Raw genomic sequence first — 18,746 nt, 5'->3', positions numbered from 1 at the left:
CCTACCCGTCCCGGCGCCGTTCGAGGCGCGCCAAAAGCCCGTAGCCGAGGAAATTGAACGCCACCGCCGCGTAGACGATCGCCAGACCGGGAAAGATCATGAGCCACGGGGCGGTGCGATAGTAGGTCTGGCTATCGCTGAGCATCCGGCCCCAGCTCGGTGCGGGAACGGGGACGCCGAGACCGAGAAAGCTCAATCCGGCATCGAGCACGATCGCTCCGGAGCTACCCAATGCCGCCATCACCACGATCGTCGGCAACGTGTTCGGCAGCAAGTGCCGCAACATCAGGCGCCCTGGCGCCGCGCCCAGAGCGGTGGCCGCCAGCACGAAGTCGCGCTCGCGCAGGCTGAGCACTTCGGCGCGAATTGTGCGGGCGATTCCCGGCCAGCTCACCAAGCCGATGACTATGAGAATCGATGACACGCCGGGCCCGATGATGGCAACCAGCGCCAGCGCCAGTAACAGGCCCGGGAACGCCAGCACGACGTCGGTGCCACGCATCAGGAGAGTGTCCACCCAACGACCGAAGTAACCGGCCGTTAGACCCACGGTCGTACCAATACCGACCATCAGCGCCGTCGCCGCCGCCGCCACAGCCAGAGAGATCCGCGCACCGTAGACGATGCGGCTCAAGACGTCGCGACCGAGCTCGTCAGTGCCGCAGGGATACGCCCACTGCGGCGAGAACGGCAGTCCGAAGCTGTTAGCCACGGCGCGTACGGGGTCGTACGGTGCCAGCCACGGAGCGGCGACAGCCAGCGCGATGAGCGCGCCCACCATTACGCCGCCGATCGGCGCCAGCAGGCGTTGGCGATTCGAACTCGCACTCATGGGGCGTGGTAGCGAATCCGCGGATCAATCAGGCGATAGACAAGATCGAGCGCCAGGTTGACGGCGACGACCAGCACCGCGCCGAACTGGACCGTACCCATGATCAGCGGGATGTCCTGATTGAACACCGCATCGACGGCGAGCCGGCCGAGTCCGGGCCAGTTGAAGACGGTTTCGGTCAGCACTACGCCACCCATCAAGCCAGCGAAGTCGAGCCCGACCAGTGTGGTGAGCGGAATCAGCGCGTTGCGCAGCGCGTGGTGGGCGTAAGTGGCCAGCGGCCCGAGGCCCTTTGCCCGCGCGGTGCGGATGTAATCCTGGCTCAGCACCTCGCGCATGCCGGCATGTAGCACCCGCCCGTAATAGGCCGCATGACCAAGCCCAAGAGCACACGCGGGCAGAATCACCGACCTCAGGCCGCCGTAGCCACCTAGCGGCAACCAGCGCAGGCGGTAGGCTACGACATCCAACAACAGCAGGCCGAGCCAAAAGACCGGAAAAGACAAGATCACCAGCGACACCCCCATGACTGTCAGGTCAATCGTGGCTCCCGCCCTCAGTGCGGTGAACACCCCCGCAGCGAGTCCGAGCACGATTGCCAGCACCAGACTGCTAACCGCCAGCGATATGGTTGCGGGTAGCCGTTCTAGGATCGCCGCGCGCACGTCCTGCCGGGTAACATAGGATCGGCCGAAATCCCCGCGCAGCAAGCGGCCGAGGTAACGTCCGAGTTGTACTGGCAGCGGCTGGTCCAGCCCCATCTCACGTCGGATCAAGTCGAGGGTCTCTTTGTCCGCCTTTGGCCCGGCGACGGTGCGCGCCGGATCGCTGGGGACCACGAACGCGAGCGTGAATGTGAGCACGCTCACACCGAGCAAAATGACCAGACCCGTCGCCAGCCGCCGCAGCGCTATCATGGGCGAGCCGTGTTGTTGCGCACGCGCAAGCGGTGAGCCAAGCAGCGTCCGAGGTTGGCCACCAGATCAGGGTCGCTGTTGGTCACGTACACAGCACGTCCGAGCAGGTACACTTCACGTTCGAGGCGCTCCAGCCTACAGGGGCCGAACTCGGCGCGGTAGGCGCGACGCAGCAGTGGGACGATCTTCGGTGCCATGTGGAGCTGGGTGTCGTTGAGGAAGATCGCGCCGTCTGGGTGCAGAGCGGCGACGCGGCGCAAGAACGCCAGCGCTTGGCGCTCGTCGATGTTGCGCGGCGGCGAGGACTTGGTTTCAACGTAGAGCAGCCCGCCTTCGAGCCAGCCGATGATGTCGTAGTCGCCACCGGCGGCGCCCCGTTCAAGGCGCAGGCTCGCGACGCAGGGCACGCCGAACTCGGTGGCGAGGACTTGTGCCACCCACCACTCCAGGGTTGGCCCAAACGAGCGCACCGGCGGCGAGCACAGGCGGTAGCGCCCAGCGGCGAGTCGGCGCACCAGTCGCGCGGCAACCAGGAAGTCAAGGTAACGCCGCGCCACGGCGGGCGAGCAATAGCGGGTGAGAAGAGCCACGGCGAGGTCGTCGCCGTGCTTGATCACGTCGCGCAGGAACAATCGGAACGAATAGTGACGGAGCAGGCACATGAAGCGGTCCCGCCCCCGCGCAGTGGCCGGCAGGATGCCGGCCTCTTGGGCCACCTGGCGCCAGCGCCAGCCGCGGCGATGCAGTGCCAGATAGACCGCGGCGTCGCCGTCGGGGGCGGAGAAGGCGGCTGGCTCGGAGGTGCGCACGTGTCGCTATCAGTACCCTTTTCGTCCCGGACCAAAAATCCGCTCGTTGTCGCGGGCATCATCGGCCAATTCCCGCTTCCAATCGCGGTCGCGCCGCGGAGCTTTAAGGAAGCTCTGGTACAGCTCGCGCGCTAGCTCGAAGCGGTCTATTCCTTCCGGGGCCAGCATGATGTCGACTTGCGCCCCGGCCATGTCGAATGAGCTGTGCACGATGGTGTCCGGGTCCATGGACAACTCGGCCAGGGCTTGGCGAATGACACCGGCGTTGGTGCCGAACCGCTTGGCGACCTGGTGGATGTTTTGGAACTCGTACCTGCCGTCGGCGGTGATGCCGAGGTGATAGGCGCAGAACAGTTGGAAGGGCTCGATGCCGGAGCGTGCGGCCAGGTTCGAGTTTGGCGGTGTCGGCCGGTCGGCTCCACCAACTCCCCGGTGCCCGTGCCCGTTGCGGTGTCGACGCGATCTCATGCGCCGCAGTCTAGACCAACACCGTGCGTGCGAAAAGGGTGCGCGAGCCGTTCGTCGGAGCTAGAAGCAACAACGGGCCGGCAGCATCGGCTGCCGGCCCGTTGTCCATATGGTAGCCGGGCGGCTCCTATCCGCGCGGCTTTGGAGGCACCACCAGCGTATTACACTCGATCACGCCAGTACTCACCGCCTCGCCGTTCGGCCCGGTCGCGTTCACGCCAACATGGATGAACGCCAGCCCCCGGCCGCCACCGTATCCCTGCCACTTGAAGCGGGCACGGCGATCGGCGCGCAGCAGTCGGAGCGAACCTGGCTCCGGGCCAGTCGTCATGGTCAGTTCCACCGATCCAGTCGTCTCAATATCCGGACCAAACGGAGTCAGGTTGGTCAACTCGGCGCCGGTACCGTTGAACACTTCCAAGCGGAACGACACCAAGACCTTGCCATCAACGACTGTCGCGGTACACAGGCCAATCAGCTGATTCGGGTCAAATGCCGGCACTGGTGGTGCCTCGATTCCGACAGCCCCACAGTCAACCGTTCCCGTTGCTACCTCTGCCCCGCCCGCGGCAAATCCGGAAGCGCCGACCGAAATGATGACATTGCCGGCGCCACTCAACTGCCCGTTCCACTTGAACGTCGCTCGGTTTCCGCTCGCCAGCAGGTTGTACACCCCTGGGGCAGGACCGTTGGAGATAGTAAACGAAACGCCGTCCGTGGCGTTAATATCCAAGCTGGACGGCCGCACCGCGGTGACGGCCGTGCCAGTATCATTCCGCACAACAAGCAAGACGCTCACATGGTCGCCGGCCTTAACAAGTCGGCAGCTCGCCCCGAAGGCACCGAGATTTACCGTTGGCGTCGCCGAAGCCGTGCGTGTCGGGGCCGCGGGCACGGGTGTGCGCGTAACGCGCGGCGTGGGTGTCGATTGCACCGTCGAAGACACGGCCTCGCAATCGGCCTGCACCTCGGCGGTCTCACCGTTAACGGTAACGCGCGCGCTGAGGCTTGCGGCACTCTGCCCTTCGCCGGAGATCTGCCCATCCCACCGAAAACGTGCGTTGTTGCCCGCAGCCACTCGCGAGAATCGCGCGGGCACGGCGCTCCCAAGCTGCAGAACTGCCGACCCAGTGGAGTGGATGGTCGGGACGAGCGGCGTGACGTCTTCCAGATCCACCCCGGTGCCGTTGCCTACCAGCAGCGTGACGGAAACATCACTACCATCTACGAAAGTGAAGCAACTAGCGTTCAGCCCCCCGAGATCAACAGCCGGTGTATTGGTCGGAGGTACTCGGGTACGGGTCGCCAGGGGCGGGACCGGCGTGCGCGTCGCCTTCTCTTCACGTGTCGGCCGCTCCGTCGGAGTTGACCGAGTGCGCGCAGTCCTCGTTGGCGGCGGTGTGTCTGTTGGTTCCGGTGTCGAAGTCAGGCGTGGGGTGCGTGTAGGCTCAGGTGTTGCCTCCAGGCGCGCAGTTCTGGTCGGTTCCGGCGTGCGCGTAGGGCGATCCGTTGGCGCAACCCGCGGCGTCTCAGTCGGAGGCACCGTCACCGTAATGACTTCGCAAAATGCGAGACCGGTGGTCACGGTCTGGCCGCTCGGCGTCTCCGCGGTCACATCGGTTGAAATCGCGATCGTGCCTTCACCCGAAAGAGTGCCCTGCCACTTGAAACTATGGGCGTTGTTTCTAATCAGCACGCGGCGCATCACCGGCATGGTTACAATCTCGAGCGTGGCGGTTCCCGAGCTCTCCATGGTCAGGTGCGACGCGGTCAGCCCGGTCAGGTCCACGTTCGACCCGTTGAAGGCGCGGACTTGCACGGTCACCTGGTTCGCCCCTCGCAGAATAGTGCAGCTCGCACTAAAACCGGGAAGCAAATCGCCGTGAAGTTGGGCCCGCGCAGGCGCGCCCATGCCCAAGAGCCCACATAGTGCTACCCCGACCGCTACTGATCTTCCTCTCTTCATTTCCTGATCCCCCAAACTGCTGCGCCCGTAATGCGATACTGCCTGCTACCTGCCCACCACACTGGCGTCACTTTGCCCAAGGTGATGACCCGGTGTCAAGTGTTTTTTGCTTTTCCCTCGCGCACCGCCCCAAAGAATTGCCCAACCATTTCCGGCGTGATGGCTCGCCCCGACCGTACCCAACCTACGGTACCCCGTTTACAAGGATCAAGCAGGGGGAGAGCCGGGGAACGGGGAAGATTATGCTTGACATCTGCCTCACACTCCGCTGAGAATCGAACCCCTTCTAGGACGGGGGAGATGATGCGGATGAGGCTCTCGATAACGTCAACGTCGCTTGCTGTGGCCCTTTTGGTGGCCTCACCGGGAGCGCACGGCGGCCAGCCGCAGACCGAGGCCGGGTTAGACGTCGTGGTACGCGACACCGAGGCACGCGCGGGCGGAACCGTGTCGGTACCGGTGCTTTTTGTGCCCGCCGACGACGACCACTCGGCGGGTGGGGCCGACGAGATTGCATCGCTGCAATTCAGTCTGGATTTCTCGGGACTGAGCTTTGATACCACTGACAGCAATCTCGACGGTGTCCCGGACGCAATCGAACAAAATCCAGACGGCCATGCTGGGTTGGATGCCTTCTCGCTGATCATCGCAAACGGCGACACGATCGCTGACGATCAGCGCCTGGACCTTGTGGTTACCGATCCAGCGCGCCGTAATGCTTTGCCCGCAGCGACGCTGTTGCGTATCACCTTCGGCGTGGACGCCGCGACCCCGCCCGGCGACATACCCCTGACGCTGAGCAACGTGTTGGCGCGTGATACGGGCAATAGTCTGCAACCGATCGACGAGGCCGTTAGCGGCGCAGTGACGGTCACCTCGGAACCGGCCCCTAGCGCTACCCCCACGGCCAGCGCCCGTCCGACTCCCACCGCAACCGCTCCACGCCGAAGCCCCACACCGACCGCCCTGAAACCAACGCCGACGCTGCGACCTACTCGAACAGCTGCACCGGCGACCGCTGCCCCGGGCACGCCCCCTCCCGGTTACGACCTTACCGCGACCGGGGAGGATGGCGGCTGTGCGGTTGGATCTCAACGTCCGAGCCCCGCTTTCGCCCTTTCACTTATTGCGGCGCTGCTGGGCCTGTGCGGTCGCCGCGCCCGGCGCTGAAACGGTAGCCGGCTGCAGGGCGTCCTTGGCGTGATGCACATTTCCTGCTACCAGCGCCACGCAATGGTTAGAATACGAACACTGGCAAGCCGATCCTCTGGACTTTCGCGAAAGCCACCCGCGCGGCGGCGGCCGCCATCTTCCCTGGCCCTGTGCGCTGCGCTCGCAGCCCTGCTTTACCTTCCAGCGTTCGCGGCCGAACAAGCCGGCTCGATTAGCGAAGGCAAGCAGGTGTACATGCAAGCATGCGCGCCGTGCCACGGGGCGAACGCCCGCGGGCGCGGCCCGGTGGCCGCTGCGCTGGTGCGCGCGCCCGCCGACCTCACGAGCCTGCGCGCCCGTCACGGCGCCTTCCCGCGCGACGAACTTGTCGCTGTGTTGTCGGGTGAGCGCGAAATACCCGACCACGGTACGCGCGAGATGCCGGCATGGAACCAGCGCTTTGCGGCCCGCGGCGCTCCGGGCGTCGCTGCCGTGTACGCCCGCCGCCGCCTGGAGCTGCTCACCGGCTTCTTGGAGTCGATCCAGAACGAGGACGCCGGCAGCGAGGCAACGCCGGTACAGTGATAATGCCTCGTTGGCGATTTCTCCCGGGACTCCTACTCGGCCTGATCCTCGGCCTGCCATTGGGCGCGATCATCGCGTTGTTTGGCATGCCCCCATGCAATACCGATTCGAGCGTGGCCGCCTTGCAAGTCGGCGAGCTCTCGCGTCGCCTGGTGGAAACTCAGCGTGACAAGGAAGACCTCGGTCGCCAACTTGAGGAGTTCCGCACCCTCGCCGAACGAATGACGACCAGCTTTCGCGAACTCGAGCGGCGGTTCACTGCGATGGAAGAGGAAATGCGCCGCCGCGAGCAACCCGCGAGCAGCTCCGCCCCGAACACCCCGCCCGCCACTGAGCCAGCGCAGTAGCCATTTGCGTTGCCGGCGCTCGTGTGGCACCAGTTACGACCACGCGTGCGGTGCCGACTTGCCCGGTGGCGGGCGAAAGAGAAAATGAATTCGGCAAGAGAAGCGAATAGAAAGGACCATTCGATGATGTTTTCCCGGCAACAAACGACATTGGCGCTGGCTGCCTGCTTGGCGCTGGCTGGGTTGGTTTCGGCGGTGCGCGCCGCCGACAGCGACGTTCTCGCCACTGTCGACGGCAAGCCCATTACCGAAGGCGATGTGCGCAAGCTGGTTCAGGGCAAGCTCATTTCCATCGAGTCGGAAATGTACGACGCGAAAAAGGAAGGCGTCGATGCGCTGATCATGCAGCGCCTGCTCGAAAAGGAGGCCAAGGCTAAAGGCGTCTCGGTCGACGCACTGTTGGAGACTGAGATCGCCGCCAAGGTCTCTGAGCCGACTTCCGCCGAGGTGGAAAGTCTGTATGAGCAAGCCAAGGACCGCATCGAGAAGCCGATCGAGGAGGTCCGCGAAGCCCTGGTCCAGCATCTCCGCAATGCTCGGATCGAGGCCATGCGCGAAACCTACGTCGGTCGGCTGCGCTCGCAGGCTAAGGTCTCCATCAAGATAAAGCCGCCGGTGGTGAACGTACCCGGCACCGGCCCCACGCGCGGCCCAGCCAATGCACCGATCACCATCATCGAGTTCTCCGACTTCCAGTGCCCCTATTGCAGTCGTGCTGAGCAAGCAGTTGAGCAGGTGCTCAGCACTTACAAGGACAAGGTGCGCCTGGTATTCCGGGACTATCCTCTGGGCTTCCATCCCTTCGCCCAGAAGGCAGCCGAGGCCGCTCGCTGCGCCGGCGACCAGGGCAAGTACTGGGAGTACCACGGCACGTTGTTCAAGAACCAGCAGGCGCTGCAGCAATCCGACTTGGAGAAGTACGCGGCCGACCTCAAACTTGATAGCGAGAAATTCAAGACCTGCCTGACGAGCGATAAGTACGCCGAAGCCGTGCAGAAAGACGTGGAGGTCGGCAACTCCGTGGGCGTCAACGGCACACCCGCATTCTTCATCAACGGCCGCTTCATCTCCGGGGCAGTGCCATTCGAGAACTTCCAGGAGATCATCGACGACATCTTGAAGGAAAAGGGCGCGGCATCCTAAAGACCCGGGGGGCTGGCGTGTACCACGTGCCAGCCCCCGAAATCGCCAGCGGTTGCTTGGCCGCCTCGGCCTCCCGCCCACGATCCTAAGCCGCAATCCTCGGCACCGCCGACGCAACGGGGCAATGCGGCAGCAACGCCACGCTGTCGCGTTCTCGCCAGCCTAGGTGTCCCTTCCTGCTCCCGCCCATTCAACCCCGCGACCGCCAACGCGGGGCACGTCGATTGCTGTGTAATCGCCACGGCAACTCGCCGCGGCTTCTGAGTGGCCCGTGGCCATTCACCTGCCGAGAGTACGTAACCATGAGCAGAGCACAGCGTCGCTCCGCACGGGAACAGGAAGGTGGGTTAGAAGTGATTACACCGGACGTAGATCTCGACTTTGCCCGTTTGGAAGCCATCGCAGGGGGCGAGCCGCGCCAGGCGGAGTTCACTGGCACCAAGGCCTTGATGCTCGCGGTACTCGAAGACGGCATCCGTAGCTACCTCAGCGCCGCCAAGAACGCAGCGCAAGAGGCTGAATACTGGGTGCATTCGGCCCATCGCCGCTCGCCGTTTTCTTTCGTCGTGGTTTGCGAAACGCTCAATCTCAGCCCCGACGCCGTGCGCAGGGTATTGCTCAAGCTGCGCAGCGAGCGAGTTCCCCCCAAGAAGGCCCTTCCGCGCTCGCGCCCCAATGTGCGCATGGCAAGCCGCATGTGTAGTAGCAAGCGGCGCCGTTCGCTCTGACGCCAGCTGTATTCTGCCCCGCTTGAGCGGGGCTACGTCACGGGCTGCTGCTTCTCGCCTGCGGTCCCAGCACGAGATCCGCGTCGCCGACGCCGAACCCGTAGGCGAACGCCAGCGCCACCACCGGATGCACGGCCGCCTGGCCGCAGCCCTGCTCGATTTGCAGCGCTGCCAGACCGCAGTCGGAGCAGGCGGTGCAACCGCCCTCCCCTACCCCAGCCCGCATGCCCTCGAAGAGCTTGCGCCCCCAGCGCAGCGATTCGGCGAAGTTGGCCGTGCGCATACTCCATGTCCCGTCGTGTCCGGAGCATTCCTGTATCGCCTGCACGTCATCGGCGATGAGCTTCAATAGGTCGCGCCCGCGCAGGCCGATGTTCTGCACCCGGATGTGACACGGCACGTGATATTTCACCGTCCCCAGTTTGCGCTTGAAGTCGCGCTTGAGGCGACCCTCACGCGCAATCCGGTAGAGGTACTCCGCTAGGTCGTGGCTGTGGGCGGCGACTTCAGCGCCAGCCGCGTCCCCGAGCAGCTGCGGGTACTCTTCCCGCACGACCAGGCTGCAGCTCGGTGACGGGATGACCACGGCGTAGCCCCGCGCCACCCACTGGTGCAGCAGTACAACGTTGTGGCGGGCATTGTACGCCGCAGCCTCGACGTCGCCGCCATCGAGAAAGGGCATGCCGCAACACAGTTGCTCAACGGGGAACACCACCTCGACGCCGTTATGTTCGAGCACCCGCACGGCGGCCTTACCGGTCTCGGCCGCGTGGTAGTCGACCAGACAGGTCGAAAACAGCACCACCTTCAGCGGCGTGAGCGCCTCCACGCCGGCTTTTGGAGCTTGCGGCGCTTCCACCTGTGCAGGTCCACGGCGGCGCCACCAGGCGGGAAAGGTCTCCGCCTGAAAGCGCGGCAGCAGCTTGTCGCGGTGGATATCGACCGTCTTCTCCATTACCAAACGGTTCAAGCGATTGCTCATCGCCCAGTTCGCCAACCCCGGCTGTAGGCTGCCAATCCGGCCGATGAGCCTGCTGTTGCGGATCAGGCGTGTGGTCAGCGGCACCCCGCTGCGCCGCACGCGCAAGGCCTTCCAGCGCAGCAGCAAGCGCGGGAAGTCGAGCGCGAAGTCGTGCGGCGGGGTGTATGGGCAATTGGGATAGCAAAGTTTGCACTGGAAACAGCGCTCGACGATCCCGTCGATCTCGACCTCGCTCAAGTCGCTCGCGTGCGCCGCTAGCTCGGGCAACTCGTCGCCGAAGGCCTCCGCCCGCTCGCCTTCATGCACTTTCGGCTCGGCGGCTGCGGCCGCCGCTCGCTTGCGGTCTGCCGCCGCGATCAGTTCCGGGTGCGCCGCCAAATGCGCCCGCCGCCGCCCCTCTGTTATCTGATCGATTCGCTCGAATAACGCCGGGAAGCTACCGCAAAACTTGAAGCACAGGCGACAGCTGTGGCAAATGTCGAAAACACGGTTCACCTCTTGCCGCAGCTCGCCGGCGTCCCAAAACTTCGGATCGTTGATCTTGAGCCCAACTGCGTCCGCCATGGCACCCCCTGCCCCTCTGACCAACCTACTAGCCGGTGTCCGCGCACAATTGAAGGGGTCAGCGCGGTTGACTACACGGCGGCGATCGGTAGGAGTGGCGCAACCGAACCGAAAAAGGGGAGCCGTCTAGGAGGTGTGTTTATGTCACGTCCGATTCACCTGGCGTTAGCCCTGGCGCTCATCGTTAGCCTGAGCCGCGCCGGCTCGATCCCCGCGGCCGAGTTGCCCGCGGCGCTTACGGCCGAACTTGACCAGGCCACCTACGTCTACATCGCCAGCCAACGCAAGACCGGCGGCTTCGGCAAGCCAGCAGAGATTTGGTTCCTCCATCACGCGGGTGCGCTCTGGGTAGGTACACCGCCGACCACCTGGCGCGTGAAGCGCATCAAGGCCGGACGCACCGCGGCCAGAATCGCGATCGGAAAATCTGACGGCCCGGCCTTTCAGGCTGTCGGCTCGCTGGTGAATGACCCCGAGGTGCAGAACTTGATGCTGCAAACCTACGCCAAGAAATACCCCGATCGCTGGCCCGCGTACGAGCAGAAGTTCCGCTCCGGCTTCAAGGACGGTTCGCGCGTGTTGGTGAAGTACACGCCGCAGTGAGCCAGTACGTGCGCCAGCCCGCCAGAGGCAAGAGGCGCTTTTGACTCCCCCGGCCCGGTCGTGTTATTCGCCCGCGACTTCGGTTTTGCCACCAAGGAGATTCGCAATGAGAGCCTTCGTCACGCTCACTTCGACACTGGCCGTCCTGCTGCTCGCCCGCAGCGCGCTGGCCCAGCAGGCAACCGAGCCGCTGCACTTCAGCAAACTCATCCCGCTGCTTCCCGACAAGGTCGCCGGCTTTGTGGCGGAGAAGGCCCAGGGCTCCACCAGTGCGGCGATGGGGTTCAAGGTCACTGAGGTATCGCGAACCTACCACAAGGACTCGGAGGACTCGGAACATACCGTTACGGTCAAGATCACCGACGGCACCGGCAACCAGTTCTTCAATGCCGCCTATGCCGCCATGCCGCAGTTCTCCAACGAGTCTACCGATGGCTACGAGAAGGGCTTCCCCCTCGACGGCAACCCGGCGACCGAGCGTTACAACACCGATAACAAGTATGGCTCGCTCACGGTCTTCTTGGCCGGCCGCTACCTGGTGCAAATCGACATCAACGGACTCGATCCGAAGACCATGCAAGAGTGGTGGAAGAAGATCGAGGTCAAGAAGCTGGCTGAGCTCAAGAGTTAGCGTTAGCGGTCCCCAAGCCGGAACCCTTGCGGGGCCGTCACGCTGTCGCCGTCTTCGCTGCCGCACTCCACCGGAGCCTGTTGCCGGAGCGCTGCACGCTGGGTAGTGTCGAGCTGGAAGGAGACACTCTATGGCCGATCAGGCAGGCCCAGCGTTGACCCCCGACACCGCTGGCTGGGCGGTGCTGCATCTCTTCTACCGCGTCGATCGGGCCCGCTGGCATGGGCTGCCGGCGCCGGCGCGGGCTAGCGCCGTGGCCGAATTCCAATCTTGGCTGCGAGCCGCGCAGGCCGAAGAGGGTTTGCAGCTTATCCCCCTTGCGGGCATCGCCAAGGCGGACGTTGCCTTCATGGCGGTCCACCCCGACGTCCGCCGCGTCCAGCGCCTGGGCCAGGAGCTCGCGGCCACGGCGATCGGCGCCTGCTTGCTGCCGGTGTACTCGTTTCTCTCCATCTCGGAGGTCAGCGAGTACATGTCGACGGCGGGCGACTGGGCCAAACAGCTGATCGACGAGCAGAAGCTCGATCCGGCCTCAGCGGAGTTTGCCGCTAGCCTGAAGAGCTTCACCAAACGCATGGCCCTGTATGCCGATGCACGTGTGCATCCGCAGTTGCCCGACGATTTTCCGATCCTGTGCTTCTACCCGATGACCAAGACCCGGCGCGACACGCGCAACTGGTACACGCTCGATTTCGGCGAGCGCAAGCGCTTCATGGGTGGGCATGCTACCACCGGACGCCGCTTTGCCGACCGTGTCACACAACTGATTACCAGCAGTATCGGCCTCGATGACTGGGAGTGGGGAGTGACCCTGTTCGCGCGCGACCTCAAGAGCCTGCGCGACGTCGTCTACGAGATGCGCTTCGACTTGGGCAGCGCTATTTACGGTGAATTCGGCTCGTTCTACGTCGGTATTCGTTTCACGCCCGAGGAGTTGGCTGAGGTGCTCAAGCTGTAGCTGCCACAGCAGCGCTCGCGTCCTTCGTCTTCAGTCGTGAATGATCACCGGGGCGCCGACCGGTACTCGGGCGTAAAGGTAGTCGATGTCATCGTCGCTAACGGCGATGCAGCCTTTGGTCCAATCGAAGCCGAAATCATCGCGGCCGCCGTGGCCGTGAATGCCGACACGGCCGCCGAGTGGCGTCTGCCACGGCGGCACCTGCCCGCGCAGATTGGCGAACAGAATGTCGGCCCACTGATCAGCCGTGATCAGGCGCTCGGCAAAGGCACGCTCGGCGTCGTCGATGTTGGGGTAGCTGATGCCGAGGAAGCGGCGGAACGAGCTTTTCGCCCGCTTCTCCGCCACGTAATACTTCCCCACCGGGGTGCGGCCATCACCCTGATGCTCTTTGGTCGCCTCGATCTGCCGGCCGAGGTAGATGCGAAATCGCCGCGAGATGCGGCCGTCCTGCTTCAACCACATCTCGTGCTTGGCCTTCCACACCTCGATCACCGGCAGTGTTGACATTGGCCGGCGCCGCTCGCCGGCGTATGCCCACGGTACCGCGACGGCGATCGCGGCAACGCTCGCCATTACCCATCCTGCCACGCGACCCCGATCACTCATCACATCAGCCTTCCCCATAACGCTCGTTCAGCGCGATCCCGAACTCGACCCGCTGCGCCGCGGCCAGCTGCTTGGCGGCCCCGGGTTGTTCCTGCGCCAGGGCGCCGAGCAACGGACGCAAACCGCACCGGTTCGCTAACTGAATACTCAAGCCCGGCCTCGCGTTCAACTCAAGAATCATCGGCCCATCGCTCCCATCGATCACTATGTCCACCCCCAGGTAGCCCAACGGCACCGCCTCATAGGCGCGAGCGGCCAGCTCCAGCAGCTCGCGCCAGGCCGGGATGCGCACCTCGCACAGCGGCTGGTGCGTGTCGGGATGGCGCTCGACCGGGCGATCGCGCCACACGGCATAAACCGGCGAGCCATCCACGAGCTTAAGCCCGATCCCGATACCGCCCACGTGCAAGTTGGCACGGCCCTCCGAGGCCTGGGTCGGCAGCCGCAGCATAGCCATCAGCGGCACACCCCAGACCACCAACACCCGCAAGTCAGCCACGCCCGCGGGGCAGAACGGGGCCAGCGCCGCGTCGGTCTTCAAGCGCTGCTCGATCAGCACCTCGTCGTGCGTCTGGCCGAGTGCAAAGGCGCCGCTGAGCACATCCGCGGCGTGCGCCAGCAGGTCGCGCCGGCTCAGCCGCCCACCTCCGACTTTGACCAGCTGATCGCCGTCGCGCCCGGCGATCACCACGATTCCTTCGCCACCGGCACCGCAGGCGGGTTTGAGCACGAACTCCGGCTGGCGATCGCAGGCGTCGGCCAGTGCCACCAATTCACCCGCGCGTGCGCACTGCGCGTACGTCGCCGGCACCGCTATCCCCTGCGCCGCCAGCACCGTCTTGGTGCGCAGCTTGTGATCGACCAGCGCGATCAGGCGCGGCGAGTTGCAGCGCAGCAACAGCTCCTGGTTGCGCCGGTTGATCCCCAGGACGTTGTGGCGCAACCAGCGCAGTCGCGCGCTCAAACCGGCCGCCACGGCTTCTCCATCCGCCGAGTGAGATCAAAGAACCGCAGATACTCGAGCAGCCGCAGTCCGCGCCACTTCCCCAAAGCCACGTCCACCACGATCGCCGCCAGCAACATCTCCGGAAACACCAGCACCAGTGACTGCAAGCCGGTGCTCTCGACCGCCAGATAGCAGAGTGTCGCCAGCAGCAGCGTATTCACCGTCAGACGGATGGCTTCGCGGGTGCCGAACTGGGCTTGCGACGAGGTGAAGTTCTCGATCACGTTGGACATGATCACCATCGGGAAGATGCTTACGTTCATCAGCGCGCCGATGCCGAAGGAGGCGCCGACGACCGTGAGCCCGGCCATCACCCCCGCCACCATGGCGACCAAGATCGCCAGCCGTGACACCAGCTGCAGCCGCAGGTGCTGCAAGCCGGCACGCATCAACGCTCCCAGACCGACAATGACCGCAAAGATCGCGGCCCCCCAGCGCAGGCCCGTGGTCAAGAACGCCAGCGACACGATCACCGGCGAAAAGATCCCGAAGGTCTCGAGTCCCACCACCGTACGCGCCACCACGATCAGCGCGGCGATGATCGGCAACACCAGGATCAGATTGAGCGCCTGTAGCGGCACTTGAGCGCGCACTGCCCGGGTCCACGCGCCTACCACTAAGCGACGCCAGTGGCTGAGGTCGTCATCCGTCAGTTGGCTCACCACCAGCGGCTGGAGATCCCACTTGCGAGCTTCCTCCGCCATCGGCACGCCATTGATGACGTTCGCTCTTGTCATTTCCCACAGCGCCAACAAGTTCGCCGGGCGATTCACCAAGACAACCTCGCCGGCCTGTACTAGGCGCCGAAGCACGACCCCGATCACCGCCCCCACCGGTTGCAGGAAATCACCCGCGATCACGATGCGCGCATCCGCCAGCGCCATCTGCTTCTCGCCCAGCGTCAGCAGCGCGTACAGGCCGGCATCGTCGCCGGTGGCGATGAGCAGCACGTTGGCCTGGCGAATCAAGGTCAGGTTGTTGTTGATCAGGCGCTGCAGGTAGAGCTCGCGGAAGTAGCGCGACTCGAAGCGGGCTTGCAGCAAGACCACGTCGATTTCCTCTTCCTGCGCCTCCTTGACGATCCGGTCGCTCACTGCCTCAGGTACGCTCTGGTCCGCAATCAACACCACCGAGGCCACCGGGCGCTCGACGTAGGTGGCCGTGGTGCGCACTTGTTCGGGGCCGGCCGCCAGCACGCCCGCCGGCGGCGCTCCGGCTGCGGCTCTGTTGGCCGCCTGCGCCGCCTCACGGCTCGCTTGATGCACCACGAAGCCGTATTCGAGGCTGAGCTCCGCACTGTGAACGATCAGCGGCAAATCGCCGCGGTACAAAGCCAGGTAGTTGTGGGGCAGCCAGCCGAAGTAGCCGCCGCCCGGATCGAGCGGGACCCAGCTGTCGCCGGCCGCGCCCACGCGCGCTTCAACCCAAGAAGTGGTCGCCCGCTTCTTACTGGCATCCTCCAACTTCAAACCGCCGACCAAGCGGGCGGGGATACCCACGGCGCGCAGCAACGCGGCCAGCAGCCGAGCCTTGCCCGCGCTGCTGCCCCGTTCCTGTTGCAGCACGGTGCGCGCGTCGGCCTTGGCCTCGGCCGTGCCACCCTTGACGAATGCCGCTGTGTACTGGAACAGCGCCCACACCGCGGCATCGAGCGTTTGGGCATCTTTGATCAGTTCGTGGGCACGCCGGCGGAGGTCATGATCGTCACTCTGGATCAGTGCCGAGGCCTGCAGCTCCGCATGCGCGTCGGCGGGCGCGCTGAAACTCTTGAGCGCCGTGCGCGGCACCGGGCGCTCGTAATCGCTGCTGGCCACGACGACTTCGTAGCCCAGCTCGACTGGCCCACCGCTGGCCTGCGGCAGTGTCCAATGACCCCACAGGTTGCCGGCCTGCGGCTCCTCGCGAAATACCATCGCCGATGCGGCCAAGCTACGCGCGCTTATCTGCTGGTGAGCGTCGGAGAGCGGCAGCAACATTTGCACGTGCGCGCCGCTGCCGGCCTGCGCCACCTTCACGAAAGCTTGCACGCGCCAGTAAGTTGTCGCCGCCAGCGCCGGCTTCTCGCGCCCCTGGCGCGCGTCATCACGGGCCGTGAACACCTCGGTGCCGGAGGTCGGCGTGCGCTCCGCCGCCGCGGCGAGCTGCGCCCCCGCGAGCAATAGACCCACAGCCCAGGCCAGCGAACCAAACCGTCGGAAGCGCACCATGTTCGAGTAACAGAGCCGCCCCGGTGGCGGCAAGTCGGGCCGCCTTGCCATCAACCTGCAACAGTGACACATAGGCGCGGCTTTCCCACGGGTAAGGAGGCTGCACGTGACTACCCCAGTCGAGATTCGCGAGCAATTGCTGGCCACCATCCGCCGCTTCGTCGAACGCGAGGTACTGCCGGTGGCGAGCGAGTTGGAGCATCGCGACGAGTATCCGCACGCGCTGGTGGCACGGATGCAGGAGTTGGGCCTTTTCGGTGCGACCATTGCCCCCGAGTACGGCGGCCTCGACCTCGACGTCACCAGCTACGCCATGGTGGTCGAGGAGTTGTGCCGCGGCTGGATGAGCCTCAGCGGCGTGCTCAATACCCATCTCATGCTCGCTTACATGCTGCGCGTGCACGGCACCGCCGAGCAGCAGCGGCGCTACCTGCCGGCGATGGCGCGCGGCGAGCATCGCGGCGTCCTCTGCCTGACCGAACCCCATGCCGGCAGCGACGTCCAGCGCATCCGCGCCAGCGCCGAGCGCCGCGGCGACGCTTACGTCCTGAACGGTAGCAAGATGTTCATTACCAACGCCCGCTACGGCACCCTCTACGCCATCGCCGCCAAGACCGACGTGCATGCCGATCCGCCCTACAAAGGCATCAGCATGTTCATCGGCGAAAAGGGACCCGGACTGACTGTCGGCCGCGACTTGCGCAAGCTCGGCTACAAGGGCATCGAAACCTGCGAGGTCAATTTCGAGGACTACGCCGTACCGGCGGCTAATTTGCTCGGCGGCAAGGAGGGGCAAGGGTTTCGCCAGGTCATGAGCGGTCTGGAGGTCGGCCGCATCAACATCGCCGCCCGCGCCGTCGGCGTCGCCACCGCCGCCTTCGAGCAGGCCATCCGCTACGCGCAACAGCGGGAGACTTTCGGCAAGCCGATCTGCGAGCATCAGGCCATCCAGCTCAAGCTTGCCGACATGGCCACTAAGATCGACGCGGCGCGGCTGCTCACCTACCGCGCGGCCGACAAGAAGGACCGTGGCGAGCGCTGCGATGTCGAAGCTGGCATGGCCAAGCTGTTCGCCTCGGAGACCTGCCTGGAAGTTGCCACCGAAGCCATGCGCGTTCTCGGCGGTTACGGCTACACGCAGGAGTTTCCGGTCGAGCGCTTCTATCGCGATGCCCCGCTGATGATCATCGGCGAAGGTACCAACGAGATTCAGCGCCTGGTGATCGCGCGCCAGTTACTGCAGCGTTACAAGGTCTAGCCCCGGCAGATTCAAGCGCTGCCCTACCCTTCCAGCCAGGCGTAGCCGGCGCGTAACGCGGCGTGGCCGCCGCGCTCGAGTACGTCACCGTGGGCGACCACGACGCGATCGAAGTCCCACGCCAGGATAGCCGCGAGGCTCGCGCGCGCGGCGGTGCGATCACGAATGAGAAGCGGGTCCAGCCGCGAGGGTCCGAAGCCGCCGCGCCGCTGCAGCACCGACATCAGCAGTCGCGTCAGCGGTGCCGCGCTGCGCCCGAAATTGAAGGCGAGGTCACACAACAACAGCGTGCGGCTGGCGCGGTGGAAAAAGGCCACTTCGTTCTCGAACGGCCGCCCGCGAAAGAAGACCTGATCCACCTCGCCGCGCCACTGTTCCGGGGCGCCGTCGCCCAGGACGCCCGAGATCCTCAGGTCGGGTCGCTTACGCTCCAGCCCGGGCGCCACCCACAGCCGCGCCTGCGGGTAGGCCCGCTGCACCTCGCCGGCATAGAGGTGATGAAAGCGGTTCGGTGCGACCACGAAGCGAACCGCTCCGCGCGCATCGAGCTCGCGACCAAGCTCAGGCGAGAGCGCCACCGGCGAGTGCAGCAGCAGGCTGCCATCGGTGAGCCGGATCACGGACATACGCGTCCCGACCTCGAGCCCGTAGAACCGCTGCGGCCGCTCTACCACCCAGAGATCATTGTCCAGTTCACGCAGCATACGCACGCCCTCTGCGGATGCCAGCGTAGTCAATGGCGGTCGCGATAGCCAGCCGTGGTTCAAGCAAGCCCGGGCGAGGGTGTGCGACAAATCTGTGGGTAACGTGCAGCCGACCGGGCAAATCCTCACCAGTCTGACAGTACTGTGTACTGTCAGGCCGAGGCCCATGGCCGAAAGGGACGCAATTTGCCATCTTCCAGGCGCGGCGCCGCTTCTTCAGCTGCTTCTCCCGCACGATTGCGGTCTCGGCGCAGCCGTGCGCTTCGTAGTAGACCAG

Annotated in this window: 19 protein-coding genes; 9 read left to right on the top strand and 10 right to left on the bottom strand. The window is 65.0% G+C overall.

Features of this window, described 5'->3' with window-relative positions; all coding sequences use genetic code 11:
- Position 1: 1 nt before the first annotated feature.
- The 5 genes from HY699_08725 to HY699_08705 all read right to left on the bottom strand — a co-directional run bounded on the left by HY699_08725 (position 2) and on the right by HY699_08705 (position 3,825).
- Positions 2 to 832, bottom strand: coding sequence for an ABC transporter permease (locus HY699_08725; protein MBI4515883.1), 831 nt, complete (start codon positions 830 to 832; stop codon positions 2 to 4).
- Entirely contained in the window at positions 829 to 1,749 is a 921-nt protein-coding gene (locus tag HY699_08720; protein MBI4515882.1) for an ABC transporter permease, read from the bottom strand. Before HY699_08720 ends, HY699_08725 begins: the two co-directional genes overlap by 4 nt.
- Complete coding sequence (locus HY699_08715) at positions 1,746 to 2,558, bottom strand: hypothetical protein (GenBank protein ID MBI4515881.1); 813 nt, start codon at positions 2,556 to 2,558, stop codon at positions 1,746 to 1,748. The genes HY699_08720 and HY699_08715 overlap by 4 nt, the downstream gene beginning before the upstream one ends.
- Before the next feature lie 9 nt (positions 2,559 to 2,567).
- Positions 2,568 to 3,026: a hypothetical protein gene (locus HY699_08710; protein ID MBI4515880.1), complete on the bottom strand. Its 459-nt coding sequence runs from the start codon at positions 3,024 to 3,026 to the stop codon at positions 2,568 to 2,570.
- A gap of 127 nt (positions 3,027 to 3,153) precedes the next feature.
- Positions 3,154 to 3,825, bottom strand: a complete 672-nt coding sequence (locus tag HY699_08705) for a hypothetical protein (GenBank protein ID MBI4515879.1) — start codon at positions 3,823 to 3,825, stop codon at positions 3,154 to 3,156.
- Positions 3,826 to 5,292: 1,467 nt separating this feature from the next.
- Here HY699_08705 and HY699_08700 point away from each other — a divergent pair.
- The 5 genes from HY699_08700 to HY699_08680 all read left to right on the top strand — a co-directional run bounded on the left by HY699_08700 (position 5,293) and on the right by HY699_08680 (position 8,947).
- Positions 5,293 to 6,162, top strand: a complete 870-nt coding sequence (locus HY699_08700; GenBank protein MBI4515878.1) for a hypothetical protein — start codon at positions 5,293 to 5,295, stop codon at positions 6,160 to 6,162.
- A gap of 237 nt (positions 6,163 to 6,399) precedes the next feature.
- A complete protein-coding gene (locus tag HY699_08695; protein MBI4515877.1) occupies positions 6,400 to 6,729 on the top strand; it encodes a hypothetical protein in 330 nt (109 codons plus the stop codon).
- 2 nt (positions 6,730 to 6,731) lie between these two features.
- Complete coding sequence (locus HY699_08690) at positions 6,732 to 7,076, top strand: hypothetical protein (protein ID MBI4515876.1); 345 nt, start codon at positions 6,732 to 6,734, stop codon at positions 7,074 to 7,076.
- 9 nt (positions 7,077 to 7,085) lie between these two features.
- Positions 7,086 to 8,219 (top strand): thioredoxin domain-containing protein, encoded by a 1,134-nt coding sequence (locus HY699_08685; protein MBI4515875.1) that lies wholly within the window; start codon positions 7,086 to 7,088, stop codon positions 8,217 to 8,219.
- Positions 8,220 to 8,572: 353 nt separating this feature from the next.
- A complete protein-coding gene (locus tag HY699_08680) occupies positions 8,573 to 8,947 on the top strand; it encodes a hypothetical protein (protein MBI4515874.1) in 375 nt (124 codons plus the stop codon).
- Positions 8,948 to 8,984: 37 nt separating this feature from the next.
- Here HY699_08680 and HY699_08675 read toward each other — a convergent pair whose 3' ends face one another.
- The gene (locus HY699_08675; GenBank protein ID MBI4515873.1) at positions 8,985 to 10,493 is read right to left on the bottom strand and encodes a hypothetical protein; all 1,509 of its coding nucleotides are present in this window, start codon (positions 10,491 to 10,493) and stop codon (positions 8,985 to 8,987) included.
- Between the two features lie 141 nt (positions 10,494 to 10,634).
- Here HY699_08675 and HY699_08670 point away from each other — a divergent pair, with 141 nt between their 5' ends.
- The 3 genes from HY699_08670 to HY699_08660 all read left to right on the top strand — a co-directional run bounded on the left by HY699_08670 (position 10,635) and on the right by HY699_08660 (position 12,685).
- Positions 10,635 to 11,096 carry a hypothetical protein gene (locus tag HY699_08670; GenBank protein ID MBI4515872.1) on the top strand — a complete coding sequence of 154 codons (462 nt, stop codon included), beginning with the start codon at positions 10,635 to 10,637 and terminating at the stop codon, positions 11,094 to 11,096.
- 106 nt (positions 11,097 to 11,202) lie between these two features.
- A complete protein-coding gene (locus HY699_08665; GenBank protein MBI4515871.1) occupies positions 11,203 to 11,727 on the top strand; it encodes a hypothetical protein in 525 nt (174 codons plus the stop codon).
- 130 nt (positions 11,728 to 11,857) lie between these two features.
- Positions 11,858 to 12,685 (top strand): chlorite dismutase family protein, encoded by an 828-nt coding sequence (locus HY699_08660; protein ID MBI4515870.1) that lies wholly within the window; start codon positions 11,858 to 11,860, stop codon positions 12,683 to 12,685.
- A gap of 30 nt (positions 12,686 to 12,715) precedes the next feature.
- Here HY699_08660 and HY699_08655 read toward each other — a convergent pair whose 3' ends face one another.
- The 3 genes from HY699_08655 to HY699_08645 are packed head-to-tail and all read right to left on the bottom strand — an operon-like array spanning position 12,716 to position 16,558.
- Entirely contained in the window at positions 12,716 to 13,261 is a 546-nt protein-coding gene (locus HY699_08655; GenBank protein MBI4515869.1) for a L,D-transpeptidase, read from the bottom strand.
- Positions 13,262 to 13,298: 37 nt separating this feature from the next.
- On the bottom strand, positions 13,299 to 14,270 hold the full coding sequence (locus tag HY699_08650) for an alpha-L-glutamate ligase-like protein (protein MBI4515868.1): 972 nt from the start codon (positions 14,268 to 14,270) through the stop codon (positions 13,299 to 13,301).
- Positions 14,255 to 16,558 (bottom strand): hypothetical protein, encoded by a 2,304-nt coding sequence (locus HY699_08645; protein MBI4515867.1) that lies wholly within the window; start codon positions 16,556 to 16,558, stop codon positions 14,255 to 14,257. The genes HY699_08650 and HY699_08645 overlap by 16 nt, the downstream gene beginning before the upstream one ends.
- 55 nt (positions 16,559 to 16,613) lie before the next feature.
- Here HY699_08645 and HY699_08640 point away from each other — a divergent pair, with 55 nt between their 5' ends.
- Positions 16,614 to 17,765 carry an acyl-CoA dehydrogenase family protein gene (locus tag HY699_08640; GenBank protein ID MBI4515866.1) on the top strand — a complete coding sequence of 384 codons (1,152 nt, stop codon included), beginning with the start codon at positions 16,614 to 16,616 and terminating at the stop codon, positions 17,763 to 17,765.
- Positions 17,766 to 17,788: 23 nt separating this feature from the next.
- On the opposite strand, the gene HY699_08635 is transcribed toward HY699_08640, so the two are convergent.
- Positions 17,789 to 18,469 (bottom strand): DUF4336 domain-containing protein, encoded by a 681-nt coding sequence (locus tag HY699_08635; GenBank protein ID MBI4515865.1) that lies wholly within the window; start codon positions 18,467 to 18,469, stop codon positions 17,789 to 17,791.
- Between the last annotated feature and the right edge of the window lie 277 nt (positions 18,470 to 18,746).

This window comes from Deltaproteobacteria bacterium (assembly GCA_016210005.1).
Lineage (GTDB): Bacteria > Desulfobacterota > Binatia > HRBIN30 > JACQVA1 > JACQVA1.
This window is presented reverse-complemented; position numbering and strand designations above follow the sequence as displayed.